The following is a 16,781-nucleotide window of genomic DNA, read 5'->3' as shown; positions in this document are numbered from 1 at the left end:
CGGGGACTCCAGGAGGGGGAAGGACGGGCGGAGCGTCGCGGGTCAGCCCACGCGCTGCTTCGCCCGGGACGGCAGGTAGCAGGCTCGGCTCGGGCGCACACCCGGCCGGACCAGGGATTCCAGGCTCATGATGGCAGCACCGGTCGGGTCGGCGACCGGGACGAAGGGCCCGTCCCGGGCGAGCCGTTCCTGGAGAGCGGCGCCCACGCCGAGCATCCCGGTGCAGCCGAGCACGATCACATCGGCCCCGCCCGCCACGACCGCGGCCTTCGCGCCGGGCATCAGCCTGATGGCCCCGGACGGCAGCGTCATCCTCCGTGACCCCGTTCCGTCCCTCGGTGCTGCGGACGGAACTCACCGTCCCCAGCGCACCGCGCACCTGCCGGCCCATCCCGTCCACCGCACCGGAGGGGACGAGCCGTCGCGCGCCGCGGCCGCGGGTGCGTGGCTGGTGTGGCCGTACGACCGGGTGGACGACGGGCGGGCCGACACCGTCGCTGGGTCTCGCAGTCCTGGAGCCCTTCGTCCGTTCCTGGCTCACGGCCGCGCGCACCCGCGCGGACCATGACGGCGCGGCCCGCCGGCGGACCGTCAGAAGGGGTAGCGCTCGATGTGGGCCTGCGCGGTGATCCACTGGACCTCCGAGAAGGTGTCCAGACTCGCCCGGCCGCCGAACCTGCCTCCCGTGCCCGACGCCTTGCTGCCGCCGAAGGGGGCCACGGCCTCGTCGTCCACCGTCTGGTCGTTGATGTGCACCGCGCCCGACTCGATCCGGTCGGCGAGCTCCCACGCGGCGAAGGCGTCCGCCGTGAGGATCGACACGGACAGCCCGTACTCCGAGGCGTTGACGAGGTCGACGGCCTCGTCGACGGTCTCGTACGCGACGACGGGGGCGACCGGGCCGAACACCTCCTCGGCGAACGCCGGGGAGTCCAGGGGGACGTCGGTCAGGACGGTCGGCCGGTAGAACAGCCCGTCGTAGGTGCCGCCCGCGGCGAGCACCGCGCCCTGCTCGACGCTGCGCGTGACGATCGAGTGGATCCGGTCGCGCTGCCGCTCGTCGATGACCGGACCCAGGGCGTTGGCCGGGTCGGTGGGGTCGCCGACCGGGAGGGAGTCCGCCTTCTCGGCAAGCCTGGCGGCGTATTCGGCGGCCTGCGACACATGGACCAGATGACGGCCGGTGGTCATGCAGATCTGGCCCTGGTGCAGGAAGGAACCCCAGGCACCGGCCGAGGCCGCGGCCTCCAGGTCCGCGTCCGGGAGGACCAGGAGGGCGTTGTTGCCGCCCAGTTCGAGGTGGATCTTCTTGAGCAGCGGGCCGGCGGCCGCACCGATGGCCCGTCCGGCCGGGGTGGAGCCGGTGAAGGAGATGCAGGGGACGTCCGGGTGCGCGACCAGGGCCTCACCGACGTCGGATCCGCCGGGCAGGACGTGCAGCAGCCCCTCGGGCAGTCCCGCGTCGGCCAGCAGTCCGGCGAGGGCGAGGCCGCCGGAGACCGGGGTGCGCGGATCGGGCTTGAGGACCACCGCGTTGCCCGCGGCCAGGGCCGGGGCCACGGAGCGCAGGGCGAGGATGGCGGGGAAGTTGAAGGGGCTGATGACGCCCACGACGCCCAGCGGGACCCGGCGGACGGCGGAGAGCCGGGGCTTCGAGCTCCGCAGCAGCTCTCCGTAGGGCTCGGAGGTGAGTGCGGCCGCCTCGTTGAGCTCGGCGACGAGCAGACCGACCTCGAACTGCGCCTTGCCCTGACCGGACCCGGATTCGGGGACGAGCCACCGCACGATGCGGTCCGGGTCCGCGGAGAGCAGGGCGGACGCCTTGATGAAGACCTGAGCCCGCTCGGCGTGACCGAGCTTCGCCCAGGCGCGCTGGGCGGTCCTGGCCGACGCGACGGAGGCGTCGACGTCCCCCGCGGTGGCCGCGCCCACGGTCGCGACGACCTTGCCCGTGGCGGGTGCCGTGACGTCCAGGGTGCCGCCGCCCGCGGTGCGCCAGGAACCGTCGAAGATCTTTCCTGACCAGAGCGGCGTGGTGTCGGGGGCGGAGTCTGTGCTGGTCATGAGGACTTCCTTGTCACGAGTCGGCTTCGGTGCGGGTGGCGGGTACTCGGACTTGCCCGGCCCTTCGATTGCACCACAGGGCTCCTGCCCGCCGATGCTCCGCCGCATCGGGTCCGCCGGATCCGCGCTTCCCCCGCACACGGCAGCGGGGGCCGCCCCCTCGGGGAACGGCCCCCGCCCGGGGAGCTCAGCGGCCGCCGCGCCCGGCGCCGCGGTCCTCGCCGCGTGGGCACCGCCGGAGTTCCGGGGTGCCCACCGTGTCCCGACGGACGCCGGGACCGCGGCGTCAGCCGGCGTAGGTCTCGAACTCGGCGATCTTCGGGGTCCCGCTGGAGCTGGTGATGTCAAGGGTGATCTTCTTCAGCGAGGTCTGCGGGATCGTGACCGTCCCCGCCCCGCTGCCGGTGGCCAGGACGGCACCGGTGTCACCGTTCAGGATCCGCCAGGCACCGAGGGTGGACCCGGACGCCACCTTGATGGCGGCCTTCGACACCGAGGTGGCGGTACCCCACTTGACCGAGACGGAGCCGGTCGAACCGGCCGGCGACCAGAAGGTGCTCAGGCTGCCGTCCCGCACGTTGCCGTAGCTCGTCCCGGAAGCCTTGCTGGAGCCGTCGGCCCCGGCCCCGAGGCTGAGGTTGGTCCCGCCGGGCTGGGTGGGGTCGGGCGTGGGGTCCGTCGGGTCCGGTGTCGGGTCGGTCGGGGTGGGGGTCGGGGTGGTCGGCGTGCAGCTGCCGTCCGAGACCTTCAGGCCCTTGTTCGCGCCGGCCGTCGCCGCCACGATCGACGGCACGCAGCTCGCGTTGTCCAGGCTGTAGGCGTAGGGGATGCTGACACTCGTGTTGGACGTCGGGTTGGGCCCGGCGGGGTTGTTCTCGCTGCTCCTGGCGGACCAGGTGATGTTGTCGAACGTGTTGCCGCTGACCTGCCAGTAACCGGCCGCGTCCGTGTAGAACGTGCCCAGGACGTCCTTGGAGTCCTTGAAGTAGTTGTTGTCGACCTTGGCCTTCGCCCCGGCACGGGAGTTGATGCCGGACTCGTTCAGCTTCACGTAGTAGTTGTTGTAGATGTGGGCGATGCCGCCGCGCAGCAGAGGGGTGCGCGAGTCGAGGTTCTCGTACAGGTTGTGGTGGAAGGTGACGAAGCCGTTGGAGAGCTCGGTCTCGCTGGAACCGATGAGCCCGCCGCGGCCGGAGTTGCGCAGGGTGCTGTAGGACAGCGTGACGTACTGCGTGTTGTCCTTCATGTCGAAGAGGCCGTCGTAGCCATCCGACTCACCGCCCGACGCCTCGAGGGTGGCGTGGTCGACCCAGACGTTGCGGACGTCGCTCTCCATCCCGATGGCGTCTCCGCCGTTGGAGGTGGGTGAGCCGGACTTCTTGACGTTCTTGACCGTCACGTTCTGGATGATGATGTTGCTGGACTCCCGGATGTGGATGCCCAGCTGGTCGAAGACGGCACCGCTGCCGACACCGACGAGGGTGACGTTGCTGATCTGCTTGAGCTCGATCACCCCGGCGGCGGTGTTGCAGCTGTCGCCCGACACCTTCGCCGTGTTGCCGTGGTTGATCGTCCCCTCGACCTCGATGATGATCGGGGTGCTGGCGCTGGCCCGGTTGCACAGCGCCGTGTGGATCGCGGTACCCGTGGTGGCACGCACCGTCTGGCCGCCGGCGCCGCCGGTGGTTCCGCCGTTCTGAGTCGCGTAGCCGGTGGCCCCACCGGCTACCGCGGCCGATGCCTGAGGCATCGTCAGCACCACGCCGGTCGCGCCCGCGACCGCCATCGTGGCCACTGCCGCATACAGCCGCCGTGCGACTGATCGTCTCATGTTCGTGTCCCCATTCGTCTGCGCATGCTGATCTGATCAGCTGCCTCATGCCGCGGTCGCAACGGCGACCTCCGGGGCAGGGCCGAGCCCCGTGCCGGCCCGGTGGCGGCTCACGCGCGCCCGGCGCGACACCCGTCGCGACAGACGCTTCCACCGGTACGGCACCCTGGAGGGGAAAGCGCTTTCTGCCGGTGACGATAGAGCGGCCGGGACCGGGCTGACAAGGTTCATGACACGTAAGAAATACAGCTGTCCGCTGCGTCCCCGTTCCCGGTGCCCTCGCGTGCACCGCAGATCGCCACGAAGGGCATGGACCGCCCGACCCCCCTCCCGGGGAGGCATTCCGGTCCCAGCACTCAGACGTCGAGTCCGCCCCGCCGCACGAGCTGGCCGGCGATGACGTTGCGCTGGATCTCGTTGGTCCCCTCTCCGACGATCATGAGCGGCGCGTCACGGAAGTAGCGCTCCACGTCGAACTCCGTCGAGTAGCCGTAACCGCCGTGGATCCGTACGGCGTCGAGAGCGATCTGCATGGCCGTCTCCGAGGCGAAGAGCTTGGCCATGCCGGCCTCCATGTCCACACGGCGGCCGGCGTCCGCCTCACGGGCCGCGTACAGGGTGAGCTGGCGGGCCGCCGTGAGCGAAGTAGCCATGTCGGCGAGCCGGTTGCCGACGGACTGGTGCTTCCAGATCGGCTTCCCGAAGGTCTCCCGCTCCTGGGCGTAGGCGAGCGAGTCCTCCAGGGCGGCCCTTCCGACGCCCAGGGCGCGGGCGGCGACCTGGAGGCGGCCGGTCTCCAGGCCCTTCATCATCTGCCCGAAGCCGTTGCCCTCGACCCCGCCGAGCACGGCGTCCGCGGGCGCCCGGTAGCCCTCGAAGGCCAGCTCGCAGCTCTCCACACCCTTGTAGCCCAGCTTGGGAAGGTCGCGGGAGACCGTCAGCCCGGGGCCGTGCTCGACGAGCAGGATGGAGATCCCCTTGTGCGCGGGCGACGCCTGCGGATCCGTCTTGCACAGCAGTGCGATCAGCTGCGAGCGGCGGGAGTTGGTGATCCAGGTCTTCGATCCGTCCACCACGTATCCCTCGCCGTCCTTGCGCGCGACGGTGCGCATGGCCTGGAGGTCGGACCCGCCGCCGGGTTCGGTCAGGGCCATGGTGGCCCTGACCTCGCCGGTGGCCATCCTGGGCAGATAGCGCCGCTTCTGCTCCTCGGTGCCGAAGCGGAGCAGGAGCTTCGCGACGACGGTGTGACCGCCCATGGCTCCGGCGAGGCTCATCCAGCCCCGCGCCAGCTCCTCGGTGACGAGGACGTAGCAGGGGGTCGACACGGGGGTGCCGCCGTACTCCTCGGGGACGGCGAGGCCGAAGATGCCGAGCTCCTTCATCTTCTCGATGAGGGCCTCGGGATAGGTGTCGGTGTGGTCGAGTTCCCGGGCGACGGGCTTGATGTCCTTGTCGACGAAGTCGTGCACCGTGCTGACGATGAACTGCTCGTCCTCGGACAGGATGTCGAGGGTGCTCATGTGGGGCGGCCTCCTTGCCGCGGTCCTGCTCAGGGTTCGGACAGCCGGACGTCGCCGTCCGGCTCGGATGTCGCGCGGCCGGACGGTGCTGCGGTGCGGCCGGGTGTGGAGTGGTCGGACGGCGCTGCGGGACGCCTCGGGTGTCCGGTGCTCTGACGGGCGCCGGAGCCGCCTCAGGGTTCGGGTGGCCGGACGGGCGCCGCGCGCCGGTCCGGGTATCGGGTGTCGGGTGCCGGGCGCCGGGTGTCGGGTGTCGGGTGGTCAGATGGCGCCGCGGGCCCGCAGCGCGTCGATCCGGGCGGGTGGGTGGCCCAGTTCGGTCAGGATCCGCTCGGTGTGCTCGCCGAGGGCGGGGACGGCGTCCATGCGCGGGGTGGTCCCGGCCAGGTCGACGGGCGGCACCAGGGCCGCCACCGTCTCCCCGCCGGGTACGGCCACCTCCCGCCAGCGGTCCCGGCCGGCCAGCACGGGGTGCTCCAGGAACTGCTTCACGTCGTTGACCGGCGCGTTGGCGATGCCGATGGCGTCGAGCAGTTCCATCACCTCGGCGCTGTCCGACGCCCCGATCCGTTCCGCCAGGAGCGCGTCGACCTCGTCCCGGTGGCTCACCCGGGCGGACCCGGTGGCGAAGCGGGGGTCGTCGGTGAGGGCGGGCATGCCGAGGAACCGCCCGCACAGCGCGGCCCATTCACGCTCGTTCTGCACCGACAGCAGGACGTCCTTGCCGTCGGCCGCCGTGTAGGTGCCGTACGGGGCGATGGTGGCGTGCCGGGTACCGACCCGCGGCGGCTGGGTGCCGCTGTACGCCGTGTAGTACGCGGGCTGCCCCATCCATTCCGCCAGCGCCTCGAACAGCGAGACCTCCACGGCCCGTACGGACCCGCGGGTCGCACGCGTGAACAGGGCGGTGAGGATGCCGCTGTAGGCGTACATGCCCGCAGCGATGTCGGCGACCGACACCCCGGCCCGGGCGGCCTCCCGGGCGCTGCCCGTCAGGGAGACCAGGCCGGTCTGGCACTGCACCAGCAGGTCGTAGGCCTTGCGGTCCGCCCAGGGGCCGTCCGATCCGTAGCCCGTGACGGAACAGGGGATGAGCGAGGGGAAGCGCTCCGCCAGGGCTTCGGCCCCGAGGCCCATGCGCGCGGCGGCGCCGGGGGCGAGGTTCTGCACGAACACGTCGGCCGTGCCCAGGAGTTCCTCCAGGATCTCCCTCCCCTCCTCGGACTTCAGGTCGAGCGTCACCGACTCCTTGGACCGGTTCAGCCACACGAAGTAGCTGGACTGGCCGTGCACCGTGGTGTCGTACCGGCGGGCGAAGTCGCCGCCGCCCGGGCGCTCCACCTTGATCACGCGCGCTCCGAGATCGGCGAGCTGACGCGTGGCGAAGGGCGCGGCCACCGCCTGTTCGACACTCACGACGGTGATGCCGGACAGCGGCAGGTCATCGGCGGGCGCTGCTTTCTCGGCCATGCGTTGTCCTCCGGAGATGTCGGTGACCCGTGCGGGCGTACCATCATGTGCATTCATGTGAGGCCAAGGGAAATAACAATCCGTGATGGTGCCATGCGGGCCGCGGATGCCGGAAGAGGGACGCACCATGGACGTCAAGCAGCTCAAGGCACTGATCACGGTCGCCGAGGTGGGGAGCGTGACCCGCGCGGCGGAGCTCCTGCATCTGGTGCAGCCCGCCGTCACCCGGCAGATTCGCACCCTGGAGGAGGAGCTCGGCGTGTCACTCTTCCAGCGCACGAGACAGGGCATGCGCGCCACCGAGGCCGGCGAGATCATGGTCGACCGGGCGCGCCGGGCCCTGAACGAGCTGGAGCGGGCACGCGCCGAGGTGCAGCCCAGCCCCGGGGAGGTGAGGGGCATCGTCACGGTCGGGCTGCTGGAGAGCACCGGCGACCTGCTCGCCGAGCCGTTGGTGTCCGCCGTCGGCGCGGCCCATCCGGGGGTGGAACTGCGGCTGATGACGGGGTACTCCGGGCATCTCCAGCAGTGGCTCGACGACGGTGACCTGGACCTGACCCTGCTGTACGACCTGGACAGCTCCCCCTCCCTCAACGCCCGCCCCCTGGTGCGGGAGCGGCTGTGGGCGGTGGCCCCCGCGGACGCCGGACTGCGCGCCGACCGGCCCGTCCCTTTCGCCGACGTGGCGGCTCGTCCCCTGGTGATGCCGGCCGGCGGGCACGCCCTGCGGACCCTGATCGACGCGGCTGCGGCCCGCTCGGGGAGCACGATGGACATCGCCGTGCAGACCAACGCGATGCGCGTCCAGAAGCAGCTCGTGCTCGCCGGCCACGGCTGGACGGTTCTGCCCGGCGTCGGCATCGCCGAGGACGTCGCGAACGGCACCCTCAGCGCCGCCCCCTTGTGCGAGCCCGACGTATGGCGGTCGATCGTCCTGGGCACCCCCCGGTCCGGGCGGGTGCCTCCGGCCGTCGAGGTCGTCGCCCGGGAGCTGGTCCGCCGCATCGAAGCGGCCGTGTCGCGGGGCCGGTGGCCGTCGGCCGAACTGCACGCGTCCGGCGCGCCGGACGACGGACAAGCCCGGAGCGCCTGACACCTGACGCCTTCGTCCTACGCCTGACGCCTGATGCCGATGAGGCTCATCGCGTACACCGGGCCGCGGCACACGCCGAGGCACCGCCCCTCTCCGCAACGACCCATCCTGCGAGGAACCCAGTGACCGGCACCGACGAACGAGCCGACGCCTTCGTGCGCACCGACGACGGGGTGTCCGTGGCGTACCAGCGCCGCGGCACCGGCATCCCGCTCGTCCTGCTCGCGGGCCAGGCGAACAACCACCACTGGTGGGACGGCGTTCGCGAGGACTCCACCCCGCCCGCAGCACCGTCACCCTGGACTACCGCGGCACCGGCGCGAGCGACGCCCCGCGGGAGGGGTACTCCACCCCGCGCTTCGCCGAGGACGTCGTGTGCGTCCTCGACGCGCTGGGCCTCGAGCGCGCCGACGTGTACGGGACCTCGATGGGCGGCCGGGTCGCCCAGTGGGTCGCCGCGCGCCATCCGGACCGGGTACGGCGCCTCGTCCTCGGGTGCACCTCTCCGGGCGGCCCCCTGGCCGTCGAACGCGACGCCTCGGTACGGCGGGCTCTGGCCGGGCCCGACCCGGACGCCGTACGGCGGACCCTGACGGAGCTGATGTACACCCCCGGCTGGACGCAGGAGCATCCCGGCCCGTACGGCACCCTCGGCGACCCGCACATGCCGCCGCACGCCCGCAACGGCCACCTGACCGCCAGCAACCGGCACGACGCGTGGGACGTGCTCCCCCGGATCACCGCGCCCACGCTCATCCTCCACGGCGGCCAGGACCGGCTCACCCCGCCGGAGAACGCCGCGCTGCTGGCGGAACGCATCCCGGACGCCCGGGTCCACCTCCTCCCGGGCGCCCGCCACGCCTACTTCGAGGAGTGCAGGGACACGGCCGGAGCCCTGGTCCGCGCCTTCCTCGCCTGAGCGGCCCCGGCCCGGGCGGGAGGGGCCGGGCCCGGCCATGCGGACGAGTCATGTCGGCATCACGGATTTCTATTGTTCTTGTGAGCCCATCAGCGCTCATGATGTGGGGCACGTGAGCCGCCGAGCACGTGGGGCCGCCGCGGATGAGCCGCATCCGGGCAGCGCACCGGCCTCCTGGCGGGGCCCGCGGCCCACGACGAGTTCCTCATCGACAGCCCCTTCTTCCTGCGCCGAAGGGCCGCCCGAGCCGCAGCACCCCTGGGCGACGAAAGCAACGGAGCCTCCCATGCCGCAGAGCCGCACACCCACGGCCCCCACATCCGCGACGCCCACGCCCGGCCGCTCCCGCGTCACCGCGAACGTCGTACGCGGCTGCCTGGGCAACCTGGTGGAGTGGTACGACTGGTTCGCCTACGCCACGTTCAGCATCTACTTCGCCTCGGTCTTCTTCCCCGAGGGCGACCGTACGGCCCAACTGCTGTCCACGGCGGTGGTCTTCGCCGTCGGCTTCTTCATGCGCCCCCTCGGCGGATGGCTGCTCGGCGCCTACGCGGACCGGTTCGGCCGGCGCCGGGCGCTTACCCTGTCCGTCACGCTCATGAGCGCCGGCTCCCTGACCATCGCCCTCGCCCCCGGTCATGACGTCATCGGCCTGTGGGCCCCGGCCCTGCTGGTCCTGGCCCGGCTCGCCCAGGGTCTGTCCGTGGGCGGCGAATTCGGCTCCAGCGCCTCCTACCTCTCGGAGGTGGCGCCCGAGGGGCAGCGCGGCTTCTGGTCCAGCTTCCAGTACGTCTCCATCGTCATGGGGCAGCTGGCCGCGCTGCTGGTGGCAATCGTCCTGCAGCACCTTCTCTCCGAGGACCAGCTGCAGAGCTGGGGCTGGCGCGTCCCCTTCGTGATCGGTGCCGCGGCGGGGCTGGTCGTCATGTACCTGCGCCGCAGCATGGAGGAGTCCGAGCACTTCGAGAAGGAGCAGGCGCGCACCGCGGCCCAGGGCAACGGCGCCGGCTCCGGCGTGCGTGAACGCAAGGGTCTGGTCGCCCTGTTCGCCGAGTACCCGCGGCAGCTCCTCGCGGTCTTCGGCCTCGCCATCGGCGGCACGGTCGCCTTCTACACGTACACCACGTACCTCCAGAAGTACCTGGTGAACACCGCCGGCATCCCCAAGTCCACCGTCACCCTGATCGGGTTCGCCGCGCTCTTCGTCTACATGCTGATGCAGCCGGCCGTCGGCGCGCTGTCCGACCGGGTGGGCCGCCGACCGGTGATGTTCGCGTTCTCCGGCGGCTGCATGCTGCTGACCGTGCCGCTCATGACGCTCCTCGGCCGCACGAGCAGCCCCTGGATCGCCTTCCTCCTCATGACCGTGGCCCTCACCTTCGTCACCGGCTACTCCGCCCTGGCCGCCATCATCAAGGCGGAGATGTTCCCCACCAAGGTCCGGGCCCTCGGGGTGGGCCTGCCGCACGCCCTGGTCACCGCCACCTTCGGCGGGCTGACCGAGCCCATCGCGCTCGCCCTGAAGGGCGGCGGCCGGGAGAACCTCTTCTTCTGGTACGTCACCGGATGCGTCGGCCTGACCTTCCTGGCCACCCTGCTCGTCAGGGAACCGTCCCGCACCTCCCACCTCGACGGCGGCACGGAGGCACCCGGCGCCTCTCCCCAGCCGTCGAGGACGACCGCCCCGCTCGCCTGAGACACGAGGTCCGATCCCATGCAGCCCGCCGCTCCTCTCCGCTCGTACGTCGAGCACTGGCACCCCGAACCGTCCACCGCCCACGACGCGATGGACCCCGGCCCCGCCGCCGCCGCGTCCGCCCTCCTGGACCTGCCCGGTCCCGCCGCGAGCGCCGGTGACCCGCTGCCTCCGCTGTGGCAGTGGTTCCACTTCCTGCACTGGCCCGCGCAGCACGAACTGGGCCCCGACGGGCATCTGCGGGACGCACGCTTCCTGCCGCCCCTCCCCGACCGGCAGCGCATGTTCGCCGGCGGCCGCTGCGACGTCGCCGAGCCCCTGCGCCTGGGCGAGCCGGCGACGCGCGTCAGCAGCCTGGGCGCGGTGACACCGAAGCAGGGGCGCACCGGGGAACTGCTGTTCGTGACCGAACGCCACGAGTTCCGCCAGGCGGGCCGGCTCTGCCTGGTGGAGGAGCAGGACATCGTCTACCGGTCCGGCAGCGGCGGCTCGCAGCACCCGGCCGAGGTCGACACCCGCACGGTCCCCGACGCCGAGGAGCCCTGGCGGCTCCGTCTCCAGCCGGACCCGACGCTGCTGTTCAGGCTGAGCGCGCTGACGGCGAACGCCCACCGCATCCACTACGACGCTCCGTACTGCCGCGGCACGGAGGGCTATCCGGACCTCGTGGTCCACGGGCCGCTGCTCGCCCTGCTCATGCTGGACGTGGTCAGGCGCGAGGCCCCGGACCGCCGGGTCGCCTCGCTCTCCTTCAGGCTCCGGCGGCCCGCGTTCGCGGGAGAACACCTCCTCGCCGGGGGCACCCCCTCGGCCACGGGAGCACTGCTCCGGACGTCCACCCACCGCGAGGCGCGCCACGCCACCGCCGATGTGACCTTCGCATGAGCACTCCTCCGCACACCCGTGTCGCGTCGGCCCGTACCTTCCTCTTCGTACCGGGGCACCGGCCCGACCGCTTCGACAAGGCCGCCGGCTCGGGCGCCGACCTCGTCGTCGTCGACCTGGAGGACGCGGTCGCCGCCGAGGACAAGGAGCGGGCCCGCCGGGACGCCGCCGGGTGGCCGGGCATCGGCCACCGCACGGTCGTACGCGTCAACGCGCCCGGCACCCCCTGGTTCGAGGCGGACCTGCGCATGGCGGCGGGTCTCGGCCTCCCGGTGATGGTGCCCAAGGCCGAGGACCCCGCGGTGCTGGCCCGGATCGGCTCGGAGTGCGCGTTGATCCCCCTCGTCGAGACGGCACTCGGCGCCGAGCGGGCGTACGAGGTGTGCTCCGTGCCGGGCGTGGTGCGCGCCGCGTTCGGCAACGTGGACCTCGCCGCGCAGCTCGGTGTCGCCCACGACGACGTCCTCGCGCTGGCGCACGCCCGGTCCAGGATCGTCCTGGCCTCCGCGGCGGCCGGGATCGGTCCGCCGGTGGACGGTGTCACGACCGCGGTCCGGAACCCGGAGGCCCTGGCCGCGGACACGGCCCACGCACGCCGGCTGGGATTCTCGGGGAAGCTCTGCATCCATCCGGCCCAGATCGCTCCGGTGGCCGCCGGTTTCGCCCCGACGGAGGGCGAACTGCGCTGGGCCCACTCGGTTCTGGACGCCGGGGAGGCGGTGACGGCGGTGGACGGCCACATGGTCGACAAGCCGGTGCTGGAACGTGCACGAAGGATCGTGGGGCAGGCCGGGGGCACCCCGGGCTGACGCGTGGCCCGGCACCGGGGGCTGACGCATGCTCAGTCACCTTGGGATGATGCGTGGTCAAGGACCGACGGGTGCCGCTCCGGAAAAGGTGTGGCTCCTGCGGGCGGTCCGGGCTACGCTCCCGCCGATGACTACTCGACGGGTTCGCAGATTGGGGGTCCCGTCCGCGCAAGGTGAGCGCTGATGCTCACCGGAACCGCGTTCGGAGATTCCCGCCTTTCCTTCTGGCTGCGCGTGCGTGAAGTCGCCGTGCCGCCCCTCATGATCCGGACCGCGACGGCCCGGCGCACCGCCGGTGACTGGGCGGGGGCGTGTGCCGCCGCCGGATTCGACGTCGACCTCGACCTGCGGTCCGTCTCACGAGTCCACGGCAGCGGCACCGCGGCCCGCCTCCGGGCGGATCTGCGCCGGCTGGCGCCGGACCTGCTGCGGTGGCACCTGCCGCGGACCGCACCGGACGGCTTCCTGCGGCCGGGGACGAGCCTGGTCCTCGCCCGGTACGACGAGCCGGGGCGCGCACGCCCGGTGCACCTCGTGGCCCGTACCGCCCCTGCGTGGGCGGACGCCGGGCAGCGGATCAGCCTTGCCGTGTGGGACGGACCGGCCCCGCCCGGACGCGCGTCCGGACCGCGCGGCTACCGCGCTCCCGACCGGCGGTTCCGCCTGGACCTGCACCGCCATCTGTGGGACGCGGAGCGCAGCGGTGAACTGCGCGGCCGGTCCGGGGCCGTTGCCGCCCCGCCCGGACCGGCGCCCGCGTGGGCCTCGGCGGTGCCGGACCCTGAGCGGTTCGCCCTCGACGGGTGGGCCGCCGAGGCGGCTCTGCTGCTGGCCGCGGAGGGCCGTACCGAGGGGGGCCGGATCGCGGTCCGCCTCGGCGCCCGGCGCCGTCTTCTCCTCGACGTACGCCCTTCCCCTTCTCCGCCAGGGGAAGATGACGGTGTGCCCGAGGTGCGGTCGGCCCGTCTCGTGCGAGCGGGTGCCTGTGCGGGACTGCCGGTCCTGCCCGACGCCGCCACATGGGTGCTGCCCGACCTGGAACTGCTGCGCGGCGGCTGGATCGCGGCCGGTGGGCTGCATCCCCTGGTCGCGGCGGCTCTGGCGCCCGGCGCGCCGCCGTCGTGGCCCGGTCCTGACACGGACCCGCCGGACCCGCCCGCGGACGACCGTACGGTGCCCCGTGTCGTGGACTGCCGAGGAGCGCGGCACCGGATCGGGCTGGTCGGCGGGGTGCTGGTCCCGCTGGACCACGATCCCGCCGAGGTCCGTCGGGAGGAACTGCTCGCCGCGCTCACCGGCACGCCGCTCCCCTGCCTCCAGGTCATCGACGCCGCGCACCGCCGGCCGGACTGCCTCACCGATGTCCGTGACCGGCTTGCCCACGGAGACACCGCGGGGGCACTGGCACGCATCGAGAGCACGCTCGGCCCCGGGGCCCTGCTCCGCGACGGCGACCTGCGCGACGCCCTCCACGACGCGGCCCGACGACGCGTCGGCCACGGCCTGTTCCGGGCGGGACTGACCGGGCCCGGCCCCCGGCGCGACGAGCCGGCCCGGACACCGGCTCGTCCCGAGGCCCACCGCTCACGACCCAGGCAAGCAGCCTCGCGCTGACCTGCTCCACGGGCTGATCCGCGCCGTGGCCCCGCCCTCCTTACGCGCTCATCCCGCGCCCGCTCCTCAAGGACGCGACCGTTCCGACGACCCCGAAGGTGATGCCGCATGCCCATGTCCGCCCCGCTCTCCGAGACACCCCGGCCGTGTACGTCCGACGTCCCCGCGCCCTCCGCCCCTGCCTCCAGGCTCGACGTGTCGGGCGCGCTGCTGGCGCTGCTGCGGGACACGACCACTGCCCCGCGCCCGGACCCGCAACTGGAGGCGCTGACCCTGGCGGTGGCGGCTGACCTGCCCGTCCTGCTGTGGGGCGAGCCCGGCATCGGCAAGACGGCCGCGCTCACCCAGCTCGCCGCCGCACTGGACCTGCCGCTGACCACGGTGATCGCGAGCGTGCACGAACCGTCGGACTTCTCGGGCCTCCCCGTCATCGGTGACGACCCGGCGGACCACGGCATCCCGATGGCTCCGCCGGACTGGGCGGTGCGGCTGGTGCGGGCGGGACGCGGGCTGCTGTTCCTCGACGAGCTGTCCACCGCACCTCCGGCCGTGCAGGCGGCCCTGCTGCGGCTTGTGCTGGAGCGCCGGGTCGGGTCCCTGCGGCTGCCGCCGGACGTCCGGATCGTCGCCGCCGCCAACCCCCGGTCCACCGCCGCCGACGGCTGGGAGCTGAGTCCGCCGCTCGCCAACCGGTTCGTCCATCTGCAGTGGGTCCATGACGTGGACGTCGTGGTGCGGGGGCTGGGAGGCGTCTGGCCGCGGGCCACCCTTCCGACGCTCGACGCCGGACGGCTGCCCGAGGCCGTGGTGTTCGCCCGCCGCGCGGTCTGCGGACTGCTGGGCGCACGGCCCGCCCTGGTGCACCGGCTGCCCTCGGGCGAGGCGCTGCGGGGCGGCGCCTGGCCGTCACCGCGCAGCTGGGACATGGCGTTGTCCCTGATCGCGTTCGCCACTGCCGCCGACGCCTCCCGCGACGTCCTGTCCATGCTGGTCAGGGGGACGGTCGGGGACGGGCCAGGACTGGAACTGCTGGCCCACCTGGACCGGATGGACCTGCCGGACCCGGAGGAGCTGCTGGCCGATCCCGGCGGCGCGCAGCTGCCGGAGCGCGGGGATCTGCGGCAGGCGGCGCTGGACGCGGTGGTCGCGGCGGTCCGCGCACGTCCGGCGAAGGACCGCTGGGACGCCGCGTGGGCCCTGCTGGCGAAGGCGGCGGAGACCGGCGCTCCGGATCTGCTGGTCGTCCCGGCGACGACACTGGCCTCCCTGCGCCGTGACGACTGGGACGTACCGGTGTCGATCGAGCGGCTCGCGGGAGCGGTGTCCGTGTCCCGACGCGCCGACCGGGCGAACGTCCGGGCGCTGGCCGTCGCGCGGGCGGACCGATGAACAAGCCCTCCCCCGGCGGCCCGCCGGCTGCGTCCCGCGAGGCCCCCGGGAACACGCAGGACCCGCTCGATACGGGCAAGCTCTTCGCCGCCCGCCTTCAGGCGGTGCGCGCCCGCCCCTATCTGGCGACAGCCCTCTTCGCCCTGCACCCCGTGGAGTCCCGCTCCGTGCCGACGATGGCCGTCGACGCCCACTGGCGGTGCTACGTCTCCCCCGCGTTCGTCGACCGCACCCCCGTGGGGGAGTTGGCCGGCGTATGGGTGCACGAGGTGTCGCACCTGCTGCGCGACCACCACGGGCGCAGCGACCGCTACGCGCACCGGCACGAGCTGAGCGGCCCGGCGGAGCGGTTGCGCATGAACATCGCGGCAGACTGCGAGATCAACGACGACGTCTTCGGGGACGGCCTGGCCGAGCCCGAGGGAGCGGTGGTGCCGGGGAGCCTGGGGCTACGGGACGGCGAGCTGATGGAGGACTACCTCCGCCAGTTCCGGCTCGGCCCCCACACCGCCCATCTGGCGTGGCTGGAGTGCGGCAGCGGCGCGGACGGCCTCCCGCGACCCTGGGACCTGGGTCCGGACGGGGCGCACGGGCTCAGCGCGCAGGAGCGGGACGCGGTCCGGTTCCGGGTGGCGCAGGGCATCGCCGGGCGCCCGGGGAGCGTGCCCGCGGGGTGGCGGCGGTGGGCGGAGGAGGCGTTCCACCCGCCGCAGCCGTGGCGGCAGTTGCTGGGTGCGGCCGTGCGCGCCGCGGCCTCCGCGCCGGGCACGGGAGAGGACTACGTCTACGGCAGACCGGCCCGGCGCTCGGCCGCGGTTCCCGGCGCCGTCCTGCCCGCCCTGCGGCGCAGACCGACGCGGGTCGTGGTGGTGATCGACACCTCGGGATCGGTCAGCGACGCCGAACTGGGCAGCGCGCTGCTGGAGGTGGCGGCGATCTCACGGGCGGTGGGCGGCCGGGGCGACCTCGTCGGCGTCCTGCCGTGCGACGCTGCGGCGGGCCGGGTCCGCCCCTTGTGCGGAGGCGCGGAGGGGGTCGAGCTGCTCGGCGGTGGCGGAACGGACCTGCGGACGGGATTCGCCCGTGCCCTGGAGTCCCGCCCCCGACCGGACGTCGTCGTGGTGCTGACCGACGGCCAGACCCCGTGGCCGTCCCGGCGTCCGCCGTGCCGGACGGTGGTGGGACTCTTCGGCCGGCACCACGGGCGCTCGTCCTACGACGAGTCCGATCCGGAGTACCGCCCCGACGGACCACCCGCGTGGGCGCGGGTGGTGGCCATCGGCTGAGGGGTCCCGGTCACAGGCTGCCTCCCCCCGCTGCTCAGGGGCCCGGAGCCGGGGGTTGCCCACAGCCTCCTCATGAGGGAAGCCCCCGGTGCCCGGTGAGGACAGCACACCGTCGTCCCAGGAGGGCGGCCGGATGGGCCGATCCCCCTCACCGCTGGTGGGATGGTCGCCACCGGCTCGGGGCGGAACAGCCGCTGCCTGA

12 protein-coding genes and 1 pseudogene are annotated in these 16,781 nt (G+C 73.2%); 8 read left to right on the top strand and 5 right to left on the bottom strand.

Going from position 1 to position 16,781, the window contains the following annotated elements:
* Window positions 1-42 precede the first annotated feature (42 nt).
* The 5 genes from ACFC51_RS29775 to ACFC51_RS29755 all read right to left on the bottom strand — a co-directional run bounded on the left by ACFC51_RS29775 (window position 43) and on the right by ACFC51_RS29755 (window position 6,888).
* The gene (locus ACFC51_RS29775; protein WP_376531760.1) at window positions 43-312 is read right to left on the bottom strand and encodes an aspartate/glutamate racemase family protein; all 270 of its coding nucleotides are present in this window, start codon (window positions 310-312) and stop codon (window positions 43-45) included.
* 279 nt (window positions 313-591) lie between these two features.
* On the bottom strand, window positions 592-2,064 hold the full coding sequence (locus ACFC51_RS29770) for an aldehyde dehydrogenase family protein (RefSeq protein ID WP_376367526.1): 1,473 nt from the start codon (window positions 2,062-2,064) through the stop codon (window positions 592-594).
* A 286-nt stretch (window positions 2,065-2,350) separates the two neighbouring features.
* Window positions 2,351-3,895 carry a polysaccharide lyase family 1 protein gene (locus ACFC51_RS29765; RefSeq protein ID WP_376367524.1) on the bottom strand — a complete coding sequence of 515 codons (1,545 nt, stop codon included), beginning with the start codon at window positions 3,893-3,895 and terminating at the stop codon, window positions 2,351-2,353.
* A 356-nt stretch (window positions 3,896-4,251) separates the two neighbouring features.
* The gene (locus tag ACFC51_RS29760) at window positions 4,252-5,418 is read right to left on the bottom strand and encodes an acyl-CoA dehydrogenase family protein (protein ID WP_376367522.1); all 1,167 of its coding nucleotides are present in this window, start codon (window positions 5,416-5,418) and stop codon (window positions 4,252-4,254) included.
* Window positions 5,419-5,679: 261 nt separating this feature from the next.
* Window positions 5,680-6,888: a CaiB/BaiF CoA transferase family protein gene (locus tag ACFC51_RS29755; RefSeq protein WP_376531758.1), complete on the bottom strand. Its 1,209-nt coding sequence runs from the start codon at window positions 6,886-6,888 to the stop codon at window positions 5,680-5,682.
* A gap of 127 nt (window positions 6,889-7,015) precedes the next feature.
* On the opposite strand from ACFC51_RS29755, the gene ACFC51_RS29750 reads away from it, so the two are divergent.
* The 8 genes and pseudogenes from ACFC51_RS29750 to ACFC51_RS29715 all read left to right on the top strand — a co-directional run bounded on the left by ACFC51_RS29750 (window position 7,016) and on the right by ACFC51_RS29715 (window position 16,579).
* The gene (locus tag ACFC51_RS29750) at window positions 7,016-7,981 is read left to right on the top strand and encodes a LysR family transcriptional regulator (RefSeq protein WP_376367518.1); all 966 of its coding nucleotides are present in this window, start codon (window positions 7,016-7,018) and stop codon (window positions 7,979-7,981) included.
* A gap of 122 nt (window positions 7,982-8,103) precedes the next feature.
* Window positions 8,104-8,900: pseudogene (locus ACFC51_RS29745) on the top strand (alpha/beta fold hydrolase).
* A gap of 286 nt (window positions 8,901-9,186) precedes the next feature.
* Window positions 9,187-10,596, top strand: coding sequence for an MFS transporter (locus tag ACFC51_RS29740; RefSeq protein ID WP_376367514.1), 1,410 nt, complete (start codon window positions 9,187-9,189; stop codon window positions 10,594-10,596).
* Between the two features lie 18 nt (window positions 10,597-10,614).
* Window positions 10,615-11,481, top strand: coding sequence for a hypothetical protein (locus ACFC51_RS29735; protein WP_376531756.1), 867 nt, complete (start codon window positions 10,615-10,617; stop codon window positions 11,479-11,481).
* Entirely contained in the window at window positions 11,478-12,290 is an 813-nt protein-coding gene (locus tag ACFC51_RS29730) for an HpcH/HpaI aldolase/citrate lyase family protein (protein WP_376531754.1), read from the top strand. Before ACFC51_RS29735 ends, ACFC51_RS29730 begins: the two co-directional genes overlap by 4 nt.
* A 183-nt stretch (window positions 12,291-12,473) precedes the next feature.
* Entirely contained in the window at window positions 12,474-13,904 is a 1,431-nt protein-coding gene (locus tag ACFC51_RS29725; protein WP_376367508.1) for a hypothetical protein, read from the top strand.
* A 108-nt stretch (window positions 13,905-14,012) separates the two neighbouring features.
* A complete protein-coding gene (locus tag ACFC51_RS29720) occupies window positions 14,013-15,293 on the top strand; it encodes an AAA family ATPase (RefSeq protein ID WP_376531752.1) in 1,281 nt (426 codons plus the stop codon).
* Entirely contained in the window at window positions 15,290-16,579 is a 1,290-nt protein-coding gene (locus tag ACFC51_RS29715) for a VWA-like domain-containing protein (RefSeq protein ID WP_376531750.1), read from the top strand. The genes ACFC51_RS29720 and ACFC51_RS29715 overlap by 4 nt, the downstream gene beginning before the upstream one ends.
* The last annotated feature ends 202 nt before the right edge of the window (window positions 16,580-16,781 follow it).

This window comes from Streptomyces sp. NPDC055962, from assembly GCF_042270185.1.
Lineage (GTDB): Bacteria > Actinomycetota > Actinomycetes > Streptomycetales > Streptomycetaceae > Streptomyces.
The sequence above is the reverse complement of the archived record's forward strand: the minus strand, read 5'-3'. Positions and strand labels throughout refer to the sequence as shown.

Bases quoted from the DNA above. Each gene is read 5' to 3' on its own strand.
- ACFC51_RS29725 (WP_376367508.1), top strand. From the start codon at position 12,474: ATGCTCACCGGAACCGCGTTCGGAGATTCCCGCCTTTCCTTCTGGCTG.
- ACFC51_RS29730 (WP_376531754.1), top strand. From the start codon at position 11,478: ATGAGCACTCCTCCGCACACCCGTGTCGCGTCGGCCCGTACCTTCCTC.
- ACFC51_RS29735 (WP_376531756.1), top strand. From the start codon at position 10,615: ATGCAGCCCGCCGCTCCTCTCCGCTCGTACGTCGAGCACTGGCACCCC.
- ACFC51_RS29775 (WP_376531760.1), bottom strand. From the start codon at position 312: ATGACGCTGCCGTCCGGGGCCATCAGGCTGATGCCCGGCGCGAAGGCC.
- ACFC51_RS29750 (WP_376367518.1), top strand. From the start codon at position 7,016: ATGGACGTCAAGCAGCTCAAGGCACTGATCACGGTCGCCGAGGTGGGG.
- ACFC51_RS29740 (WP_376367514.1), top strand. From the start codon at position 9,187: ATGCCGCAGAGCCGCACACCCACGGCCCCCACATCCGCGACGCCCACG.
- ACFC51_RS29720 (WP_376531752.1), top strand. From the start codon at position 14,013: ATGCCCATGTCCGCCCCGCTCTCCGAGACACCCCGGCCGTGTACGTCC.
- ACFC51_RS29770 (WP_376367526.1), bottom strand. From the start codon at position 2,064: ATGACCAGCACAGACTCCGCCCCCGACACCACGCCGCTCTGGTCAGGA.
- ACFC51_RS29765 (WP_376367524.1), bottom strand. From the start codon at position 3,895: ATGAGACGATCAGTCGCACGGCGGCTGTATGCGGCAGTGGCCACGATG.
- ACFC51_RS29755 (WP_376531758.1), bottom strand. From the start codon at position 6,888: ATGGCCGAGAAAGCAGCGCCCGCCGATGACCTGCCGCTGTCCGGCATC.
- ACFC51_RS29715 (WP_376531750.1), top strand. From the start codon at position 15,290: ATGAACAAGCCCTCCCCCGGCGGCCCGCCGGCTGCGTCCCGCGAGGCC.
- ACFC51_RS29760 (WP_376367522.1), bottom strand. From the start codon at position 5,418: ATGAGCACCCTCGACATCCTGTCCGAGGACGAGCAGTTCATCGTCAGC.